19 protein-coding genes are annotated in these 19,809 nt (G+C 68.8%); 6 read left to right on the top strand and 13 right to left on the bottom strand.

Going from position 1 to position 19,809, the window contains the following annotated elements:
• Positions 1-14: 14 nt before the first annotated feature.
• The 5 genes from HWX31_RS11630 to HWX31_RS11610 form a co-directional block, all read right to left on the bottom strand.
• Positions 15-926, bottom strand: a complete 912-nt coding sequence (locus tag HWX31_RS11630) for a hypothetical protein (protein WP_059661937.1) — start codon at positions 924-926, stop codon at positions 15-17.
• A gap of 123 nt (positions 927-1,049) precedes the next feature.
• Positions 1,050-1,892, bottom strand: a complete 843-nt coding sequence (locus tag HWX31_RS11625; protein WP_059611757.1) for an HpcH/HpaI aldolase/citrate lyase family protein — start codon at positions 1,890-1,892, stop codon at positions 1,050-1,052.
• Positions 1,893-1,941: 49 nt separating this feature from the next.
• Positions 1,942-2,910: an isopenicillin N synthase family dioxygenase gene (locus HWX31_RS11620; protein ID WP_174964741.1), complete on the bottom strand. Its 969-nt coding sequence runs from the start codon at positions 2,908-2,910 to the stop codon at positions 1,942-1,944.
• A 71-nt stretch (positions 2,911-2,981) separates the two neighbouring features.
• Positions 2,982-4,196, bottom strand: a complete 1,215-nt coding sequence (locus tag HWX31_RS11615; protein ID WP_174964740.1) for a M24 family metallopeptidase — start codon at positions 4,194-4,196, stop codon at positions 2,982-2,984.
• Positions 4,197-4,265: 69 nt separating this feature from the next.
• The gene (locus HWX31_RS11610) at positions 4,266-4,772 is read right to left on the bottom strand and encodes a MaoC family dehydratase (protein WP_059611763.1); all 507 of its coding nucleotides are present in this window, start codon (positions 4,770-4,772) and stop codon (positions 4,266-4,268) included.
• 287 nt (positions 4,773-5,059) lie between these two features.
• Here HWX31_RS11610 and HWX31_RS11605 point away from each other — a divergent pair, with 287 nt between their 5' ends.
• Together HWX31_RS11605 and HWX31_RS11600 are read left to right on the top strand one after the other, a co-directional pair.
• On the top strand, positions 5,060-5,899 hold the full coding sequence (locus HWX31_RS11605) for a helix-turn-helix domain-containing protein (RefSeq protein ID WP_174964739.1): 840 nt from the start codon (positions 5,060-5,062) through the stop codon (positions 5,897-5,899).
• Positions 5,900-6,143: 244 nt separating this feature from the next.
• Positions 6,144-7,193, top strand: a complete 1,050-nt coding sequence (locus HWX31_RS11600) for a pyridoxal-phosphate dependent enzyme (RefSeq protein WP_059611767.1) — start codon at positions 6,144-6,146, stop codon at positions 7,191-7,193.
• A 55-nt stretch (positions 7,194-7,248) separates the two neighbouring features.
• Here the strand turns inward: HWX31_RS11600 and HWX31_RS11595 are convergent, their stop codons facing one another.
• The 4 genes from HWX31_RS11595 to HWX31_RS11580 all read right to left on the bottom strand — a co-directional run bounded on the left by HWX31_RS11595 (position 7,249) and on the right by HWX31_RS11580 (position 12,188).
• Complete coding sequence (locus tag HWX31_RS11595) at positions 7,249-8,490, bottom strand: multifunctional CCA addition/repair protein (RefSeq protein ID WP_174964738.1); 1,242 nt, start codon at positions 8,488-8,490, stop codon at positions 7,249-7,251.
• A 10-nt stretch (positions 8,491-8,500) separates the two neighbouring features.
• The gene (locus HWX31_RS11590; RefSeq protein WP_174964737.1) at positions 8,501-9,148 is read right to left on the bottom strand and encodes a glutathione S-transferase family protein; all 648 of its coding nucleotides are present in this window, start codon (positions 9,146-9,148) and stop codon (positions 8,501-8,503) included.
• A gap of 36 nt (positions 9,149-9,184) precedes the next feature.
• Positions 9,185-10,141 carry a complex I NDUFA9 subunit family protein gene (locus HWX31_RS11585; protein ID WP_174964736.1) on the bottom strand — a complete coding sequence of 319 codons (957 nt, stop codon included), beginning with the start codon at positions 10,139-10,141 and terminating at the stop codon, positions 9,185-9,187.
• Between the two features lie 94 nt (positions 10,142-10,235).
• Complete coding sequence (locus tag HWX31_RS11580; RefSeq protein WP_059650660.1) at positions 10,236-12,188, bottom strand: lytic transglycosylase domain-containing protein; 1,953 nt, start codon at positions 12,186-12,188, stop codon at positions 10,236-10,238.
• An 8-nt stretch (positions 12,189-12,196) separates the two neighbouring features.
• Between HWX31_RS11580 and HWX31_RS11575 the strand changes: the two genes are divergently transcribed.
• Complete coding sequence (locus HWX31_RS11575; RefSeq protein ID WP_059611776.1) at positions 12,197-12,805, top strand: 5-formyltetrahydrofolate cyclo-ligase; 609 nt, start codon at positions 12,197-12,199, stop codon at positions 12,803-12,805.
• A gap of 88 nt (positions 12,806-12,893) precedes the next feature.
• Here HWX31_RS11575 and HWX31_RS11570 read toward each other — a convergent pair whose 3' ends face one another.
• Positions 12,894-13,406, bottom strand: a complete 513-nt coding sequence (locus HWX31_RS11570; RefSeq protein WP_042586520.1) for a winged helix DNA-binding protein — start codon at positions 13,404-13,406, stop codon at positions 12,894-12,896.
• A 148-nt stretch (positions 13,407-13,554) separates the two neighbouring features.
• Here HWX31_RS11570 and pxpB point away from each other — a divergent pair, with 148 nt between their 5' ends.
• The 3 genes from pxpB to pxpA all read left to right on the top strand — a co-directional run bounded on the left by pxpB (position 13,555) and on the right by pxpA (position 16,111).
• A complete protein-coding gene (gene pxpB, locus HWX31_RS11565; RefSeq protein ID WP_174964735.1) occupies positions 13,555-14,211 on the top strand; it encodes a 5-oxoprolinase subunit PxpB in 657 nt (218 codons plus the stop codon).
• Positions 14,208-15,281 carry a 5-oxoprolinase subunit C family protein gene (locus HWX31_RS11560; protein WP_174964734.1) on the top strand — a complete coding sequence of 358 codons (1,074 nt, stop codon included), beginning with the start codon at positions 14,208-14,210 and terminating at the stop codon, positions 15,279-15,281. Before pxpB ends, HWX31_RS11560 begins: the two co-directional genes overlap by 4 nt.
• 65 nt (positions 15,282-15,346) lie before the next feature.
• Complete coding sequence (pxpA, locus tag HWX31_RS11555) at positions 15,347-16,111, top strand: 5-oxoprolinase subunit PxpA (protein WP_042586523.1); 765 nt, start codon at positions 15,347-15,349, stop codon at positions 16,109-16,111.
• 547 nt (positions 16,112-16,658) lie between these two features.
• On the opposite strand, the gene HWX31_RS11550 is transcribed toward pxpA, so the two are convergent.
• Genes HWX31_RS11550 through HWX31_RS11540 form a run of 3 tightly spaced genes read right to left on the bottom strand, consistent with a single transcriptional unit; the run spans position 16,659 to position 19,808 of the window.
• Complete coding sequence (locus HWX31_RS11550; RefSeq protein WP_174964733.1) at positions 16,659-17,807, bottom strand: TraB/GumN family protein; 1,149 nt, start codon at positions 17,805-17,807, stop codon at positions 16,659-16,661.
• Positions 17,800-18,816: a peptide ABC transporter ATP-binding protein gene (locus HWX31_RS11545; protein WP_059616375.1), complete on the bottom strand. Its 1,017-nt coding sequence runs from the start codon at positions 18,814-18,816 to the stop codon at positions 17,800-17,802. Before HWX31_RS11545 ends, HWX31_RS11550 begins: the two co-directional genes overlap by 8 nt.
• Positions 18,813-19,808 (bottom strand): ABC transporter ATP-binding protein, encoded by a 996-nt coding sequence (locus tag HWX31_RS11540; protein ID WP_059616377.1) that lies wholly within the window; start codon positions 19,806-19,808, stop codon positions 18,813-18,815. Before HWX31_RS11540 ends, HWX31_RS11545 begins: the two co-directional genes overlap by 4 nt.
• Between the last annotated feature and the right edge of the window lies 1 nt (position 19,809).

Genomic DNA, 19,809 nt, shown 5'->3' with positions numbered 1-19,809 from the left:
GGTCTCCTCGCGTGTCAGTGAGCCAGGTCGACGATCCGGCCGGCCGGCACGGTCTCGCCGCGGTGATAGCGCGCCACGTTCGACGCCACCGCGGGCGTGGCCGTGACGCTCTGCAGCTGGTAGAAGTCGTACCAGCGCGCGAGGCTCGACGTGTCGGCGAACTGGTATTCGATGTGGCGGATCGGACGCTTGGCCGGACGCCGCGCATCGGTCGGGCTCGGCGTCGTGGCCGCGTGCGCGACGCCGCCGTTGACTTCGTTGAACAGCACGAGCATCACGATGTCGTGCTGCAGGTCCTGGCGCACGACGATCGAGTAGTTGTCGAGGATCGGGTCGACGAATTCCGCCTTGACCGCGACGTTGTAGTTGTTCGGGATGTTCTCGACGAGCTGCGCGGGCGCGATGCCGCGGTCGCGGCAGAACGCGCGGGTGTCGCAGATCACCGGATAGCCGCCGCTGATGTTCTCGTACGGACCGTAGAGATTCGCGATGAACGGCGTTGCCGCGTCGAAGTGCACGCACTTGGTCGTGACGAATTCGCGCGCTTCAGTATGGTCGCCGTTCGGCGTGAAGCTGCGGTTCACGTTGTAGCCGTCGGCGTCCATCGCGGCGATGCGGTCGTAGTCGATCGACGGCATGTCGGGCCGCGCGGCATCGAACGACGCCGACGCGGCGCGAAACAGCGCTTCGTAATAGCGCCGCGCCATTTCGGCGGCCGCCGCGTCGTGCACGCTCAGGCCGTGCTGCGCCAGCATCGCCTGCGCGCCGTAGCAGACGGCGAAGCCGGCGCCGCGGTCGACCAGCTCGACGATGCGCTCGACGAGCCGCCCGTCGGCAGGCGTCAGCACGCCGTCGGCGAGGCGGGTCGGATAAGCGCCGATGTCGATGAAGGCGCGGGTCACATCAGTCGTTTCGTGTGGCTTCATGTTCAGGTACCTGGTTCGGTTGAGTCGAATGCAAGGAACGAGCTTCCCCCCCGGCTCGCCCATGCGATCCGGTTCGTAGTACTGATTGATTAGCGCCTGCCCGATGCCGGGCCAGGGCGCGACCTAGCGCGCGGCCTGGCTCGCGTAGAACGCCAGCATGCGGCGCGCCTTGGTGATGAATGGCGGGGCGATCACTTCGCCGTCGCGAATCGCGAAGCCCGTTTCGGCGGCTTCATACGCGGCGATCGATGCCTGGTACCGGTCGATCAGCTCGTCGCGCACCGAGAACACGCGGTTGATCGGATCGACCTGGCGCGGGTGGATGGCCGCCTTGCCGGTAAAGCCGTAGGCCTTCGCGGCTTCGCACTCCTTCTGGAAGGCGTCCATGTCGACGACGTCGAACGAGTTGGTGTCGATCGCCGGAATCCGGCGGCGCGACGCCGCGATGCACATCCGGGCGCGCGCGTAGTCGATGAACGCGGCATTCGCGTGGTACATCTCGGCCGCGAGATCGGCCTGCCCGAAACACAGGCCGTCGCTGGCCGCCGCGATCGCGTCCGCGCGATCCACCGCCTCGACCGTTTCGATGAACGCATAGATCTTCGGCGGCTTCGGCAGCGTCGCGAACAGCGACCGGTACACCTCGACCTCCTTCGGGTGCGTGATCTTCGTCACCAGCACGTACTCGACGTAGGTCTTGCCGCTCTCGTACAGCGCCTTGATGAACTGGATGTCGGCAATCCCGTCGTAGCTCGTCAGCACGTTCACGCGCATGCCGAACCTGAGGCCCGCCGCCGTCAGGTCGCCGACGTCCTGCTCGGCCAGGTGCCGCCGCGCCTTGTCCTTCGAATGCGCGTGCACGGAATCCTCCAGGTCGATGATGACCCGGCTGGGCGCAACGAACCCCGCTTTCTTGCGCAGGTCGTCGATGCGCAGTGCGGGCGTGTACAGAAAGCTGATGTCCATGTCGAACCTCGTCGTGAAATCGACCCCGGCGTCCGGGATCGCGAAAGCGTTACTGCGGTTGCGGTTCCGCGCCGCGGCCGAACAGCGCGTTCATCTTGTCCAGCGAGAACTGCTTGTAGACCACCGGCGCATAGCGCGCCGCCTCCGTCCGGCAGAACTTCGGGAAGCATTCGATCAGCGCGTCGTCGTTCGCGAGCTTGAAGAACACGATCGACTGGCGGGCGGCCGCCCGCAGCGCAACGCGATGCGGCGTCGACACGTACACGTCGTTCGACCAGCGCGCCATCAGGTCGCCGATGTTGACGATGAAATGATCAAGGCCGCGCATCGAGGGAATCAGCCATTCGCCCGCGCGGGTGCGCACCTCGATGCCCGGCACCGTATGCGTGAGCAGCGTGACGAGCGTGCCGTCGGTGTGCTCGCCCATCCCTTGGTCGTTGGCGAACGCGGCGTCCGCCCGCGGATAGCGCTGCGAGCGCAGCGAATCGTTCGACCGGTCGGTGCGCACGAGAAAGAAGTCGCGCGGCAGGTCGAGCGCGATCGTGAGGAGCGCGGTCAGGCGCTGCGCCACCTGCTCGCACGCGGCGAAATAGCGCTTGAGCGCACGGCGCAGATCCGCCCCTTCGTCGCCCTCGGGAAACGGCAGCGGCGCCGCGTCGTCGAGAATCAGCCGCCCCGTGCTGAATTTCTCGACATAGTCGGCCGGCTTGCCGTCCTGCCCCATGTACGCGAACGCGTTTTCCTCGAGCAGGCCGCTGTAGCCGTACGGCGTGTAGTCGTCGAGCCCCGACGTGATGCCGGTCGGCAGGCGGCTCGAGCGCTTCGCCGCGTCGGGCAGCGCGAAGAAGCGCTGCGACGCGCGATAGGCGTCGTCGAACACGGCGCGGTCGATGCCATGCCCGCACACCGTGAAGAAACCGACGTCGCGGCACGCGCGATCGATCTGCATCGCGACGTCGCGCTCACCGGCGGGCCCCGTCGCGCTCGCGCTCAGGTCGATCAACGGAATGTCCTTCATGCTTTCCTCGCAAAGAAATCGGGTCCATCCTGATACCGGCCGCCGCCCGTCGGGGCGGCGGCGCGCGCGGCTCAACCGAGCGCGAACGGGTCGTCGATGCTCTTCGCCGGCTGCGTGAACCAGCGCGGGCCGTCCGCCGTGATGTACGCGTGATCCTCGTGGCGAATGCCGAATTCGTTCGGCACGCACAGCATCGGCTCGATGCTGAAGCACATCCCTTCGTCGAGCACCGTGCGGTCGCCGCCGACGAGGTACGGCCCTTCGTGGATGTCGAGGCCGATGCCGTGGCCGGTGCGGTGCGGCACGCCCGGCAGCGCATAGCCGGGCCCGTAGCCGGCCGTCGCCAGGTAGTCGCGCACCGCGCGATCGCCCTCTTGCGCCTCGATGCCCGCCCTGACGCGTTCGAACGCCACCGCCTGCGCGCGCTTCTCGTGCGCCCAGACGTCGCGCTGCCGCGCGCTCGCTTCGCCGAACACGTAGGTGCGCGTGATGTCGGAGTGATAGTCGTGAAGCTGGCAGCCGGTGTCGATCAGCACCATGTCGTTGCGCTCGAGCCGCTTCGGCGACTTGACGCCGTGCGGGAACGCGGTGTCCGGGCCGAACAGCACGATGCAGAACGTCGACCCGCGCCGCGCGCCGACCGCGCGATGCGCGGCGTCGATGAAGTCGAGCACCTCGTCGGTGCCGATGCCGTCGCGCAGGATCGCGGCGGCCGCCTGGTGCACGCGCAGCGTCATGTCGTTCGCGCGCTGCATCAGCGCCAGCTCCGCCGCCGACTTGCGCAGCCGGCAGCCGCTCGTGACGGGCGCGGCGCTCTTGATCCGGATGCCCGCGGCGCGCTCGCGGATGCCTTCGTACATGAAGTACGGCGCCGACTCGTCGAAGCCGAGCGTGCCGTTCGCGCAGCCGGCCTGCTCGATGACGCTCGCCAGCAGCCGGTACGGATCGGCATCCTCGTCCCAGCAATGCATGTCGCCGGGAATCTGCAGCATGCCGGTGAACGTGCCGCGCTCGAACGCGGGCACGATGTAGTGCAGCGGCCCCGACGCCGGAATCAGCGCACCCGCCAGCCGCTCGCTGCGGCGCCACGCGACGCCCGTGAAATACAGCAGGTTCGTGCCCGATTCGATATAGATCGCGTCCAGCCCGTGCTGCTTCATCAGCGCCTGCGCGCGCGCGACCCGCGCCGCGTATTCGGCGGGCTGGATCGGCTCGACGCCGCCCGTCATGTCCTTGAGTTTCGCCAGTTCCGCTGCGGCGTTCGATCCGCCGATGCCGATTGCCATGTCTCGTTTCCCTTCTATTTTTTGAGATAAGAAATGCGTGCTTCCGCCCGAGGTTCGCGGCGCGCTGCGCTACGTCAATGCGGCGCGCTGCGGAATCAGGATAGTACGTTTGAACGTGATGACGGCCGCGCCGTCCTGCTTGGTGCCGGTCGTGCGGACCGTCACGATGCCTTGCCCGGCCCTCGACCGGGACAGCCGCTTGTCGAGGATTTCCGTCTCGGCGTACAGCGTGTCGCCGACGAACACGGGCGCGAGCAGCCGCACCTCGTCCCAGCCGAGATTGGCGATGCCTTTCTGGCTGATCGTGTGCACCGTCATGCCGTTGACGATGTTGAACGTGACGAGGCTCGACACCAGCAGCTCGCCGAATTCGGTGCGGTTCGCGAATTCGCTCTCGATGTGCAGCGGATGCTGGTTCATCGCGATCAGCGATTGCCAGACGTTATCGGTTGCCGTGATCGTGCGCCCGGGGCGGTGCTCGATCGTCTCGCCGACGACGAAGTCGTCGTAATGGAACCCCTTGTCCTCGCGATAGCGGTTCGCCGCGATGCGCGTGTATCCAGCGTGTGTGTTCATGCGGTAGGGCCTCGGAAATTATTGTCCAGCTTAAATTTTTGATGCCGCGTGAGAGAATCTAGATCAGGCTCAAATTGAGGTCAAGCTAAAATTTTTATCGGACTGAAATTTATGTCCAATGTAAAACGTGTGCGCGGCACTGGAACCGCCCCGGGGACGCTGCGCGGTACAATGCGCCGACCTCGTCTTGCGAACGGTCGTGCTTCGTGCGATTCGCGGAAAGGAACGTCCAGGCGACTGCACCGCCTCCTCCGCTCGCCTTCCACTCGTTGCCACGAAGGAAATTCATGGATTCAGACATCATGCATATCGGCCTGCGCATTCGTCGCCTGCGCCGGGAATCGAAGAAAACACTGCTGGAAGTCGCCACCGAAGCCAAGCTGTCGATCGGCTTTCTGTCCCAGGTCGAGCGCAATCTCACGGGCATCTCCATTTCGTCGCTCGTCAACGTCGCCAAGGCGCTGAACGTGCCGCTCGGCGTGCTGCTCGACCAGCCGCGCCAGGAGCAGCCCGATTCGCACCAGGGCAGCCGGGAGTCGTATTCGGTCGGCGAGACGTCGCAGCGCTACGAGCGGCTCTCCACCACCTTCGACGGCAGCCTCATCAACGCCCTCAAGGTCCAGATGACGGAAGGCTACTGCTCGGAATGGGTCGCGCACGGCGGCGACGAATTCGTCTACATCCTGTCCGGGCAGATCCGCTATACCGTCGGCAGGAAGGACTACCTGCTGTCGCCCGGCGATTCGATCCACTTCGACGCGCACAAGCAGCACCGCGTCGAGAACGTGGGCGGCGGACCCGCGGAACTGATCGTGGTCGGCACGCTGCCGCTGTTCGACGACAGCCATTCCGAATTCGTGTCCGCGTCGGCCGAATTCACGCCGCCCGACAGCGATGCCAAACCGCCTGCGGGCGAACCGCGCGTGAGCCGCCGCGCGCCCGCGCCAAAGCGCGGTCGTGCCGCGCCCCCGGCGCCGTCAGGCTCGGCGCGGCCCGCCGCGAAGAAAGCCAGGGAAGCCAGGACCGCGGACAAGGCAGCCGCCGCGAAACCTCGCGCGCCCGCCGGCAAGCGCCCGGCGGACACCGCTGTCCCGGCCCGCAAGCGCGCCGCACGCACGAAGAAGTAAGCCCGCAGGCCGGCTGATCCAGCCGGCCCACGCACCCCGCTCCGCTTCCCCTTCTCTTCACCTCGCCATCTCAAAAATTTTCCTTGACTAAAATTTAAGTGCCACTTAATTTTAGTCATACTTAAACCCGTTCCGGACGGACAGACCCGGACCGACGCCGGCCCAACACGGCGCAGCGGGCGTCCTTCGCCGCGCGCAATGCGCGGGCGAAGGAAGACGGAACCTTAATGAGAGGCAAGGTCGTATGTCGAGTCGAAACGCAGCCGCCCTCCCTTGCGCATGGCCAACGCTCGGGGATATTCGCCAGGCCGCCGCGCGGCTGCGCGGCAAGGTGCTGGAAACGCCGGTCTGGCAGTGGCGCACCGGGCCCGCCGTCGCGTCGCTCGCGCCGGCCACCGAAGTCTGGCTCAAGCTCGAGCTGTTCCAGATCACCGGCACGTTCAAGCTGCGCGGCGCGCTCAACTGCATCGAGGCGCTGAGCGCCGCCGAGCGCGCGCGGGGCGTGGTCGCCGCGAGCGCGGGCAATCATGCGGTCGCAGTCGCCTATGCGGCGCGCGTGTCGGGCACGCAGGCGACGCTGCTGATGTCGCGCCATGCAAGCCCGGCCCGCATCGACGCGTGCCGGAGCTTCGGCGCGCACGTGATCCTCACCGAGGACATTCACGAAGCCTTCTCGCAAGCCCGCGAAATCGAGCTGCGCGACGCTCGGGCGATGGTGCCCGCGTTCGACGGCCCGCGCATCGCGGAAGGCACCGGCACGATCGGGCTCGAATTGCTGCGGCAGATCGACGGGCTCGACGCGGTGATCGTGCCCGTCGGCGGCGGCGGCCTGAGCGGCGGCATCGCCGCGGCCGTCAAGCAGCTGGCGCCGCACTGCGCGGTGTACGGCGCGGAGCCGACGGGCGCCGACACGATGCACCGCAGCTTCGCGTCGGGCCGCCCCGAGCGCCTGCTCGCGATGACGTCGATCGCCGACAGCCTCGGCGCACCGCACGCGTCCGCCTATACGTATGCGCTCTGCCGGCGCTATCTCGACGATGTCGTGCAGATCGACGACGCGCAACTGGCCCAGGCGGTCTACTGGCTGTTCCGCGACATGAAGCTCGCGCTGGAGCCGGCGGCCGCGGCCGCGACCGCCGCGTTGTTCGGACCGCTGCGCGAACGGCTCGCGGGCAAGCGCGTGGCACTCATCGTATGCGGCTCGAACCTGACGCCGGACGCGTTCGCACGCTATGCGGCGATGGGGATGCCGGCCGCACGCGCGCCGGAGCCGCGCATCGAGGCGGCCGCGTAACGCGCACGGCGGACACCGCCCGCGCCGCCGCCGCGTCCACCCGCGTCCGCCAACGTCACTCGCCGATGTCGAGCGCGCGCGCGACCGCCTGGATCCGCGCGCGATGCACGGCGTCCTTGATCTTCGCGGTGTCGGCGCCGACGCCGCGCGCGATCGCGCCCGCATCGACGCCGCGCGCCGCCACCAGCGCCACGCGCAGCCGCTCGGCCTGCGGATACGGCTGCGTCTCGAGCCCGAGCCGGCCGCGCGCGTCGGCTTCGCACGCCTGCACCATCTCCGCGAAGCGCGCCGGCTTGCGCAGCGCGTCGGTGCGCTCGAACAGCCGCACCAGCGCCGCCGCGCCCATCTCCATCACGCGATGCATGTTGCCGTGCTCGCGCGCGACGACGAGCGCGAGGTCGCGGCACTCGTTCGGCACCCGCAGCCGGTCGCACAGCGGCTTCAGCAGGTCGACGCTGCGGCCTTCGTGGCCGATGTGGCGCGGCAGCACGTCCTCGGGCGTCGTCGCCTTGCCGAGATCGTGGGTCAGCGCCGCGAAGCGCACCGCGAGCGAATAGCCCTGCTTCGCCGCGTGGTCGACCACCATCATCACGTGCACGCCCGTATCGACTTCCGGGTGGTAGTCGGCGCGCTGCGGCACGCCCCACAGCGCATCGACCTCGGGCAGGATGCGCGCGAGCGCGCCGCATTCGCGCAGCGCCTCGAACATCCGCGACGGCCGCGCCTCCATCAGCCCGCGCGCGAGCTCCTGCCACACGCGCTCCGCGACGAGCGCGTCGACTTCGCCCGCGTCGACCATCCGCCGCATCAGCGCGAGCGTGTCGTCGGCGACGGTGAAGCCGGTGAAGCGCGCGGCGAAGCGCGCGATGCGCAGGATCCGCACCGGGTCCTCGACGAACGCGTCGCTCACGTGCCGGAACACGCGCGCGCGCAGGTCCGCCTGCCCGTCGAACGGATCGATCACGGGCCCGGCCAGCGAGCCGTCCGGGCTCACCTCGCGCGCCATCGCGTTGATCGTCAGGTCGCGCCGCGCGAGATCCTCGTCGAGCGTCACGTCCGGCGCATAGTAGAACTGAAAGCCGTGGTAGCCGGCCGCCGTCTTGCGCTCGGTGCGCGCGAGCGCGTATTCCTCGTGCGTCTGCGGATGCAGGAACACCGGAAAATCCTTGCCGACCGGCTTGAAGCCCTGCGCGACCATCTGCTCCGGCGTCGCGCCGACCACCACGTAGTCGCGGTCCTGCACCGGCACGCCGAGCAGCTCGTCGCGGATCGCGCCGCCTACTGCGTAGATCCTCATGCGCGGACCCTCACGGCGTCGGCTCGTAGTCGGCGATCACGTGCGTCTCGCGGCGCGCACCGTCGATCCACCGCTGCACCGCCGGCAGCGAGCTCACGCGCTCGACGTAGCCGGACGCTTCCGGCGACAGGCCCGGCGCATACGTGTTGAAGCGCATCACGACCGGCGCGTACATCGCGTCGGCGATGCCGAATTCGCCGAACAGGAACGGCCCGCCCGACGCTTCGAGGCATTCGCTCCACAGCGCGTCGATGCGCGCGACGTCGGCGAGCGCGTCGGGTGTCGCGCCGCGGCCCGGCATCGACGCGCGCACGTTCATCCCCATCTGCTCGCGCAGCGCCGCGAAGCCCGCATGCATCTCCGCCGACACGCAGCGCGCATGCACGCGCTCGAGCGGATCGGCCGGCCACATCGGGTGCTGCGGATAGCGCTCGGCGAGCGTCTCGGCGATCGCGAGCGAATCCCAGATCGCGACGCCGTGGTCGTCGATCAGGCACGGCACCTTGCCGGACGGCGAGTGTTCGAGGATGCGCGCCTTCGTGTCGTCGCGGCGCAGCTCGATGACGATTTCGTCGAACGGGATGCCGAAATGCGTGAGCAGCACCCAGGGCCGCATCGACCATGACGAGTAATTCTTGTCTCCAATGACCAGTCTCATGACGGAATTCCAGGAAAACGCAGAGAAAAAGGCGAACTAGCGGCGCGAGCGGAACCAGTCGAAGCGGGACCGCAGCGCCGCGTCGCCGAGATACGCGGGCACGATGCTTTCGAGGCTCACGGGCTGGATGCCGAGCTCCGGCGCGAGCGGGCCGGACAGCACGTTCGGCACCGACATCGACGCGAGGTTGTCGCGCGTGATCACCGGCTCGCCCGGCAGGCATTCGAAGAACGCCGCCTGCAGCCGCGCGATCGCGTCGGGCAGCCGCACGATCGGCGCCTCGCGGCCGGCCAGCGTGCCGCAATAGCGGACCAGCGCCTCGAGCGTATAGACCTTCGGGCCGCCGAGCTCGTAGGTCTTGCCGCGCGCGGCCGCGAGGTCGAGCGTGTTGACGAACGCGCGCGCGACGTCGCCCACGAACACCGGCTGGAACTGCGCGTCGGGCATCGCGAGCGGAATCGCCGGCAGCGTGCGGTGCAGCCGCGCGAACGTGTTGAGGAACGCGTCGCCCGGCCCGAACACGACCGACGGCCGGAAGATCGTCAGCGCGAGCGAATCGGTGGCCGCGACCGCGTGCAGCGCGGCCTCGCCGTCGCCCTTCGAGCGCTGGTACATGCTCGCGCCGTGCGAATTCGCGCCGAGCGCGCTCATGTGCAGCAGGCGCCGCACGCCGGCCTCGATGCACGCGCTCGCGAGCGCGGCCGGCAGCGCGACGTGCGCGCGCTCGAAGCCGGCGCCGTACGGCGTGCCGTGCCCGCCGTGCAGCACGCCGACGAGATTCACGGCCGCGTGCGCGCCGGCGACGAAGCGGGCCAGGCTGCGCTCGTCGAGGCTTTCGAGCTCGACGATCTCGACCGGCAGCATCATCAGGTGGCGCGCATGCTCGCGGCGGCGGGTGCCGAGCCGCACGTGCTTGCCGGCATCGATCAGCGCACTCACGAGCCGGCTGCCGATGAAGCCGGTCCCTCCCAGCAGCGCGATGGTCTGATCCATGTTCGACCCTCCATCAGGCCCGCCCGCGCTCGCGCGGGTGGCGGGCCCCAAAAGCACACTGCCGCGTCTCGCGCGGCAGTGTGCAGGTTGCAGATCAGGGCGAGATCGTGCCTAGCCGCTTCTTCAGCGACTGCGGCTTCCCTTCGAAGAGCGCCGCGTAATACGTCGTGTTCGACAGCACGTTCTTCACGTAGTCGCGCGTCTCGTTGAACGGGATCGTCTCCGCAAAGATCGCGCCTTCGACCGGCTGCGTCAACACCTGCCGCCACTGGCGCGGCCGGCCCGGGCCCGCGTTGTAGCCGGCGGTGGCGAGCACCGGCGAGCTGTCGAAGTTGTTGTAGATGTCCGCCAGATACCAGGTGCCGAGCTGGATGTTCGTGTCGATGTCGTGCATCTGCGCGCGCGAGATCGTGCCGAGCCCGAGCTTCTTCGCGACGAGCTGCGCGGTCGCCGGCATCAGCTGCATCAGCCCGCCCGCGCCGACCGACGAACGCGCGCTCGTGATGAAGCGCGATTCCTGGCGGATCAGCCCGTACGCCCATTCGACGTCGAGCCCGGTCGACTGTGCGTAGCGCTCGACGATGCTGCGGTACGGCGACGGGTAGCGCAGCGTGAAATCGTGCTCGGCCTTCGTGCGGTCGGCCGTGTTCACCGTGCGGTCGAGCAGGTCGACGCGCTTGCCGTACTCGGCGGCCGCGAGCAGCTGCCGGTCGGTCATCCCGCGCAGCGGCCAGTTCCATTCGCGGTTGCCTTCGAGGCGCAGGTTCAGCGCATAGAAGCGCTGCGCGAGCGCGAAGCCCGGCACCTTGGCCATCTCGCCGATCTCGGCGTCGGAAACCGTCGTGCGCGGCGGGATCTTCGTGCGCTGGCCGAGCTCCTCGCCGGCGAGCTGCCCGTAGAAGTTGAACTGCGCGGCGATCTGCTCGAACTCCTGGTTCGCCTGCAGCGTGTCGCCGCTCTGCTTGAGCGCGCGCGCATGCCAGTAGACCCACGCCGGATCGTTGCGCAGCGACGGCGGCATCTGTTCGATCGACCAGCGCACCATCGGCCAGTTGCCGACGAGCAGCGCGCTGCGCGTGCGCCATTCGTACGCGGCGTTCGACAGCGGCGCGTTCGCCGATTTCGCATACCAGACCGACGCGAGCGCCGAGCGCTTTACCGCGCCCTGGTAGCCGACCGCGCCCCACGCGATCGCCTGTTCCTGCTTCGTCAGCGACGACGCAAGCGACGTGAGCAAGCCGGCCGCCTGGTCCGGATCGTTGCGCGCCACGCGGCCGATCGCGATCAGCGCGAGCTGGTGCGACACCGCGTCGGGGCCGACGCCGCGCGCGAGGAACAGCGGCGGCGCGCTCGTCGCCTGGTCGAACGCGACCGGGCGCGGGCCGAGCGCATCGACGATCTTGCCGCCGAGCGTCGTGTAGTTCTGCTCGAACGCGAGGCGCACCTGCTGCCACACGTCGTCGCTCGAGAACTGCTGGTTGACGGTGAGCGCGGTGATCAGGTCGACGCACGCGTCGCCGTAGTTCTTCGGCTCGACGAGCAGCGCGCGCGCCGCGTCGGCGACGTTCTCGCCGCGCGCGGCCCGCGATTCGAGCGCGTAGCACTTGACCTGCGTGTCGTCGTCGAGCACGAAGCGCTTGTACTGCTCATCGAAATTGCGCCAGTCGTGGCGTGCGCCGAGCACGAGCAGGTAATCGTTGCGCATGCGGTCGGCGATCGCCTGGCCGTCGTAGCGCTGCAGGAACGACAGCACGGGCGCGTCCGGCGCGTCGACACGCGCGCGGCCCGTGGCATCGAACAACTGCGGCTTGATCTGGAAATACTCGAGGTACGACGGCGCCGGATAGTTCGGGATCATCGCGGCGAGCTGCGCGGCCTTCGCGGCGTCGTTGCGGCGCGCGGCTTCGCGAAGCTGGATGAAGGTCTGGTCGTCCCCGGCGAGCGTGTCGCCGGACGGTGCGGCGCACGCGGCCGTGCCCGCGACGACCGCGGCGGCCGAAAGCGTCAGCGCGACCGCGCGATATACTCGAAAAAGGCTGTTCGACATCGTTTTGAATGGAGCACGGAGTGAGCGAAAGCATAGCACGCAACCATCTGGCCGAACGGAAGCAGGCGCTGCGCCGGGCGCTGTCCGAGGCCCGCCGCGACGCCGCGTCGCGCCCCGCGGTGAACGACGCGCTCGATGCGCGGCTGCGTGCGTTGCTCGATCGGCTCGCGCCGCGCACGGTCGGGTTCTACTGGCCGCTGCCGGGGGAATTCGACGCGCGCGCGGCGGTGCTCGCGTGGCGCGCGGCGCAGGCCGGCCGGCAGGTGGCGCTGCCGGTGATCCGAGAGCAGCGCGCGCCGCTCGAGTTTCATGCGTGGGACGACGCGACGCCGATGCGCGAAGGGCACCACCGGATTCCGGAGCCGGCGTCCGGCGTGGTCGTGGTGCCCGACCTGCTGCTGATTCCGTGCGTCGGATTCGACACGTGGCTGTACCGGCTCGGGTATGGCGGCGGGTATTACGACCGCACGCTCGCCGCGTGGCCGGGCGGGTCGCTGCCGGTGACGGTCGGCATCGCGTACGAGGCGTGCAAGGTCGACGCGCTGCCGGCCGAGGATCACGATCTCGCGATGCGCTGGGTCGTGACGGACGAGGAAACCTACGTGGCCGACGCGTAAGCGCGCCGAAATATCCCTCAGGACGTCAATAAACCGTCGCAATCGGCAGCCTACACTGCCGGGTCACCGCGGGCGGCCGCGCGCCCGGCTACAGCGACGCCGCCGCCCGCGCGGCCGTGTCGTACAGCCCGGACGCGTGGCGCAGCAGTTGCGCCGCGTCGCCGATCTGCTCGTTGGTGAGGCCGCTGTCCTTGAGCGTCTCGATCAGGCAGTGTTCGCGCACCTCGCGATACTTGAGGCACAGGTCGCGCCCGGCCTCGGTCGCGAAGAAGAAAACTTCCTTGCCGCTTTTCTCGCTCTTGACGTAGCCTCGGGCGATCAGTTTTTTCAGCGCGTAGGTCGCGACGTGCGTATCCTCGATATTGAGCACGAAGCAGATGTCGGCGAGCTTCTTCTGGCGCTCGCGATGGCTGACGTGATGCAGCAGCGACACCTCGACCGCCGTCATGTCCTTCGCGCCCGCGGCCGACATGCACCGCACCATCCAGCGGTTGAACGCGTTGCCTGCCATGATGAGCCCGTATTCGAGCTCGGACAGCTCCGCGCTCGAATCGGAAACCAGGTGTTCGGAAGAGACGATCTTGGTCGGATGACGCTTCATGGGGCAGTCGGCGCACGCAGGATGTCAGGGTGTGCCGAGTGTACGTCAGAAGCCTGCGCGCACCTGCTAGGCAAAAACGCGCACTGCAAGTTATCGATATCTTCTTGACAATGTACGTTAATATTGCCGCCCGAACCGGGCCTGACCGATGACGCATCCACGCATCTATCCGCTCGGCGACGCCGCGCTCGTCTGCGAGGTGCCGCCTCCCGCCACGCTCGATTGCCAGCGGCGCGTCTGGGCCGTTGCCGAGGCCGCGCGCGCGTGGCCGCACGTGATCGACGTCGTGCCGGGCATGAACAACCTGACGATCGTGTTCGACGTGCTTGCCGCGTCCGCCGACACGCTGTCGAACACGCTGCTCGACGCGTGGGAAACCGCCGACGTCGAGCATGCGCCCGGCCGCGAAATCGAGATTCCGGTCGAATACGGCGGCGCGGCCGGCCCCGACCTGCAGGCGGTCGCCGCGCATACGGGCCTGTCGGCCGACGAGGTGGTCGCGCGCCATGCGGGCGCCGAATACGTGGTGTTCTTCCTCGGCTTCCAGCCGGGCTTCGCCTATCTCGGCGGCCTCGACGCCGCACTGCACATGCCGCGCCGCGCGGCGCCGCGCCTCGAGGTGCCGGCCGGGTCGGTCGGCATCGGCGGCGCGCAGACCGGCATCTACCCGGCCACGTCGCCCGGCGGCTGGCAGCTGATCGGCCGCACGGCGCACGTGCTGTTCGATCCGTCCCGGCAGCCGCCGACGCTGCTCCTGCCCGGCGACCGGGTGCGCTTCACCATTGCGGGAGTCCACGCGACATGACCCAGAGCAAAGCGCCGGGCAGCATCGAGGTGTTGCGGGCCGGCCCGCTGTCGACCGTGCAGGATCTCGGCCGCCAGGGCGCGCGCCATCTCGGCGTCGCGCAGGGCGGCGCGCTCGACAGCCTCGCGCTCGAGGTCGGCAACCGGCTCGTCGGCAACCGCCCGGACGCGGCCGCCGTCGAGATCACGATCGGCCCGGCCGCGTTCCGCTTCCCGCGCGCGACGCGCATCGCGGTCACCGGCACCGAATTCGGCGCGATGCTCGACGGCAAGCCCGTCCATTCGTGGTGGAGCCTGCCCGTCGAGGCCGGCCAGACGCTGACGATGCCGGCCGCGAAGCGCGGGATGCGCGGCTATCTGTGCATCGCGGGCGGCATCGACGTGCTGCCGATGCTCGGCTCGCGCAGCACCGATCTCGCGTCGCGCTTCGGCGGCCTCGGCGGCCGCGCGCTGCGCGACGGCGACCGGCTGCCGGTCGGCGTGCCGCCGGCGACCCTCGGCTGCCTCGCGGCGGATGCGCCCGAGTTCGGCGTCAAGGCGCCGGCGTGGTGCGGTTTCGCGCGCGTCGACGAGCCGCCGCGCCGCCACCGGCCCGCCCACGCGCACGCGCCGTGGGCGATGCCGGTGCGTGTGCTGCCCGGCCCCGACTACGCGTCGTTCGGCGCGGAGTCGCAGCAGGCGTTCTGGGATGACGAATGGCTCGTCACGGCCAACAGCAACCGGATGGGCTACCGCCTCGCCGGCGTCGAGCTGACCCGCGAACGGCCGGTGGAACTGCTGTCGCACGCGGTGCTCCCCGGCACGATCCAGGTGCCGCCGAACGGCCAGCCGATCGTGCTGATGCACGACGCGCAGACGACCGGGGGGTATCCTAAGATCGGAACGGTGATTCGCGCGGACCTGTGGAAGCTTGCGCAGGCGCGGCTGAACCTGCCGATCCGCTTCGTGCGCACGACGCCCGACGCGGCGCGCGATGCACTGGCCGCGGAGCGGGCCTACCTGCGGCAGATCGACGTCGCGATCGCGATGCGCGAGGAAGCGCGCCAGCGTGCGCAATCGCGCGCGGCGTGACGATGATGCAGCAACAGGCGGCACATCCAGGCGCCGCGCCACGCATTGGGTGGACGAGGAACATCATGGAAATCGATCTGAACGCCGACCTGGGCGAAGGATACGGATCGGACGAGGCGCTGCTCGACCTCGTTACGTCGGCAAACATCGCGTGCGGCTGGCACGCGGGCGGCGCGAACGCGATGCGCGACTGCGTGCGCTGGGCCGTGCAGAAGGGCGTGTCGATCGGCGCGCACCCGAGCTTTCTCGATCCCGAGAATTTCGGCCGCAAGGAGATGCAGCTGCCGGCGACCGACATCTACGCGGGCGTCCTTTATCAGCTTGGCGCGCTATCTGCGATCGCACAGGCCGAAGGCGGCCGCATCGCGCACGTGAAGCCGCACGGCGCGCTGTACAACCAGGCCGCGCGCGATCCGCTGATCGCCGACGCGGTGGTGTCCGCGATTCACGATTTCGATCCGTCGCTCGCGGTGTTCGGCCTCGCGAACAGCGTGTTCGTCGCGGCCGCGCGGCACGCGGGGCTGGCGGCGATCGAGGAGGTGTTCGCCGATCGCGGCTATCGCGCGGACGGTGCGCTCGTGCCGCGCAGCGAGCCGGGCGCGCTCGTCGACGACGAGGACGAGGTGATCGCCCGCACGCTCGACATGGTGCGCGACCGGCGGGTGCGCGCGGTCAGCGGCGAATGGGTGCCGCTCAATGCGCAGACGGTTTGCCTGCATGGCGACGGGCCGCATGCGCTGGCGTTTGCGCGACGGATACGCGCGGCGCTCGAAAAGGCGGGAATCGACGTCGTGGCCCCGGGCGCGCTGCACGCGGACGAAGGCGCGTGACGCGTGACGTGACGTGACGTGCGCGGTGGCATGGCCGAAGAACACGGCACCGTAGCGGGACCGAAAAGAAAAAAGCGCCCAGGAGGCGCTTTTCTATTGGCCGAACCGCATCGCCGGATGCCGGTTCGCCAACTGAAGCCGTCTGTCGACGGCGACCGGAAAGACCTGCTCCGGATCAAAATACGTCCGCCGCCGCCCGTTGTTGCATCCCCCGGTTGGACGACGAAACGTTGCTTATCCGCAAGTCGGCCCGCATGCGATTGAGATCGGACGATGGTTGGCCCCGCCGTGCATGCAGACACTCCGCGGCCGGCACGCGATACACGTGCCGGCGACGCTCACCCCGCGCTTTTTTTTGCTACCCCGTAGAACTTATCTGTTCTTTTCAATTTTTCAACTTGTGGGATGAAGAATAGAGATTGCCCGAACGAGATGTCAATCGTTTGAAACGCTATTTTCCGACGAATCGAGGGTTTTCCTTAGACGACATGCGGCACGCAAATCGTCGATCAAACGAGGGAGGGATCGGCACGCCGCAGCGGCGCGATCAGTTCGCGTCGACCCGGTAGCCTTGCTGGCGCAACAATTCGAGCACGCCGCGCGGGCCGCCCAGATGCAGCGCACCGATCGCGACGAACAGCGGCCGGTTCGGCGCGGCGATTGCCGTCATCCGTGCAACGAAGCGCCGGTTGCGCTCGTACAGGATCTTGTTGTCCAACGACGCGGACAGCGCCTTCGAACGCGACAGGCGCTCGCTCTTCGCGACCGCCCACGCGGCGAGCGCATCGGCGTCGCCGATCCGCCACAGCCGGTGCAGCGCCTTCACGTCGGCGGCGTTCTGCGCGGGCGTCTGCACCATGTCCTGCGCGAGCATCTCGCGCTGCTCGGCGAGCGTGAGGCCGGTGAACGCGCGCATCTGCTCGGCGAGCGTCTCGAGCCCGACCACCCGGCCGCCCTTCTTCTTCAGGTACACGTTCTGCAATTGCGCCTCGGTGCCGTACTCGGTCTGCAGGCCGGCCGACAGCGAATCGTAGGTCTCGACGACGAGCGCGGCGAGCCACGGCCGCATCTTGCGGATCCCGGCGAGCGCGGCCGAATTGCCGCGCAGCCGGCCCGCGAGCTGCTGCCACAGCGGCTCGGGCAGCAGGCGCGGCAGGCACGCGTAATTGCAGACGCCGTACTTCGACACGTCGTCCTGCGATTCGAGCAGGTCGTCCGGCGACAGCTCGAGCGCGAGCGTCGGCGCGGCGGCGAGCGCCGCGAGGATGCGCGGCCGGAACGGCTGCGCGCCCGGATAGTCGGACGGATCGCCGACGTGCAGCGTGCCGAGCACGTAGATCGTGACCTTGCCCTTGGTCGCGACGTAAAACGGCATCCGTGCCGGCTGCGCACGCACCGCGCCGCTCGCGACCGTGCCGTTCGACGCCGACGGCGGCGGGTGAAAGCCCGGCAGGGTCATGCCGGGCGGCGGCACCTGCGAAGGATGGAGCGGCGCCGTCGCCGACGCGCGAGCCTCGGCCCGCGCGAGTTCGACGGGTACGGCGAGGCCGGCCACCGCGCACGCACCGGCCAGCGCCGCGCCGGTCACGGTGCGCACGCTCCAGCGGCGTGCGTTGCGGTACGCGCGACGCACGCGCGTACCGCCGATGCGCTCACGGCGCGCGGTCGAAGCGCGCGCCGCCAGGCCTTCAGGCATCCTCCTCCCCCACCTCCTCGGCGCGATGGCAGGCGACGCGCCGGCCATCGACGTCGCGCAGCTGCGGCTCCTCGGTCCGGCAACGCGCAACCGCATACGGGCAGCGCTGATGGAACGCGCAGCCCGACGGCGGATTGAGCGGCGACGGCAGCTCGCCCTGCAGCTTGATCTGCACGCGGCGGTCTTCCTCGAAGATCGCCGGCGTCGCCGACATCAGCGCGCGCGTGTACGGATGGCGCGGCCGCGCGTAGATCGTCGCCTTGTCGCCGAGCTCGGCGACGCTGCCGAAGTACATCACCATCACGTCGTCGGCAACGTGCTCGACCACCGCGAGGTTGTGCGAGATGAACACGTAGCTGGTCTTGAACTGCTCCTGCAGGTCCATGAACAGGTTGAGGATCTGCGCCTGGATCGACACGTCGAGCGCGGACACCGGCTCGTCGGCGACGACGATGCGCGGATCGAGGATCATCGCGCGCGCGATCGCGACGCGCTGCCGCTGGCCGCCCGAGAACATGTGCGGATAGCGCTTCGCATGCTCCGGCCGCAGGCCGACCGTGCGCATGATCTGCGCGACGCGCTGCGCGCGCTCGGCGGCCGTCAGGTTCGTGTTGATCTCGAGCGGCTCGGCGAGCGTCTGCTCGACGGTCTTGCGCGGGTTCAGCGACGCGAACGGGTTCTGGAACACCATCTGCACGCGGCGGCGCAGCTCGGCGACCGTCTGGCGGTCCGCACCGGCGACGTCCTTGCCGTCGATCGTCAGGTGTCCGGAGGTCGGCGTCTCGATCATCGTCAGCTGGCGCGCGAGGGTCGACTTGCCGCAGCCGGATTCGCCGACGACCGCGAGCGTGCGGCCGCGCTTCAGCGTGAACGACACGCCGTTGAGCGCCTTCACGGTGCCCTGGCCGAACATGCCGCGCTTCACCTGGTAGTGCTTCGCGAGCTGGTCGGCGACCAGCACCGCATCCTCGTCGTGCGCCGTGCGGCGCGTTTCGTTGACAGCATTCATCGTGCGCCTCCCGTCAGGTCGAGGTTCGTCAGATTGAGCGGCTTGATGCAGCGCGCGCGCATCGCATCGTTGCCCGCCGCCAGCGTGTCGAGCGACGGACGCGCCTTGCGGCAATCGTCGACGACGTACTTGCAGCGCGGCGCGAACAGGCACCCGGACGGGCGATCATCGCGGCCCGGCACCATCCCCGGCAATGCGGCAAGCCGCCGCGCCCCCTTGTTGTGCTCGGGAATCGCCGCGAGCAATGCTTCGGTATACGGATGATGCGGCTGCGCGAAGATGTCCGGCACGCGGTTGGTCTCGATGATCTCGCCCGCGTACATCACCGCGACGCGCTGCGCGACCTCCGACACCACGGCGAGATCGTGCGAGATCAGCACGAGCGCCATCCCGCGCTCCTTCTGCAGCTTCACGAGCAGATCCATGATCTGCGCCTGGATCGTCACGTCGAGCGCGGTGGTCGGCTCGTCGGCGATCAAGAGCTTCGGGTTGCACGCGACGGCCATCGCGATCATCACGCGCTGGTTCATCCCGCCCGACATCTGGTGCGGGAACGAATCGATGCGGCCCTTCGGGTCGGGGATGCCGACCTGGTCGAGCAGCTCGAGCGCGCGGCGGTGGAGCGCGTCGCCGCGCAGCCCTTCGTGCAGCTTCAGCACTTCCTTGATCTGGTAGCCGACCGTGTAGCTCGGGTTCAGGCTCGTCAGCGCGTCCTGGAACACCATCGCGATGTCCTTGCCGATGATCCTGCGCCGCGCCTTCGGCGACGCCTTCAGCAGGTCCACGCCGTTGAACGTCACTTCGTCGGCCGTCACCTTGCCCGGCGCGTCGATCAGGCCCATCAGCGCCATCATCGTCACGCTCTTGCCCGAGCCCGATTCGCCGACGACGCCCACCACCTCGCCCGGCGCGATCGACAGGTTGATCCGGTCGACGGCGGGCAGGCCGTTGAAATTCACCGCGAGATTGCGGATGGTCAGTAGATTGCTCATG

Origin of the sequence: Burkholderia ubonensis (genome assembly GCF_902833085.1) — a bacterium.
Classification (GTDB): domain Bacteria; phylum Pseudomonadota; class Gammaproteobacteria; order Burkholderiales; family Burkholderiaceae; genus Burkholderia; species Burkholderia ubonensis.
The sequence above is the reverse complement of the archived record's forward strand: the minus strand, read 5'-3'. Positions and strand labels throughout refer to the sequence as shown.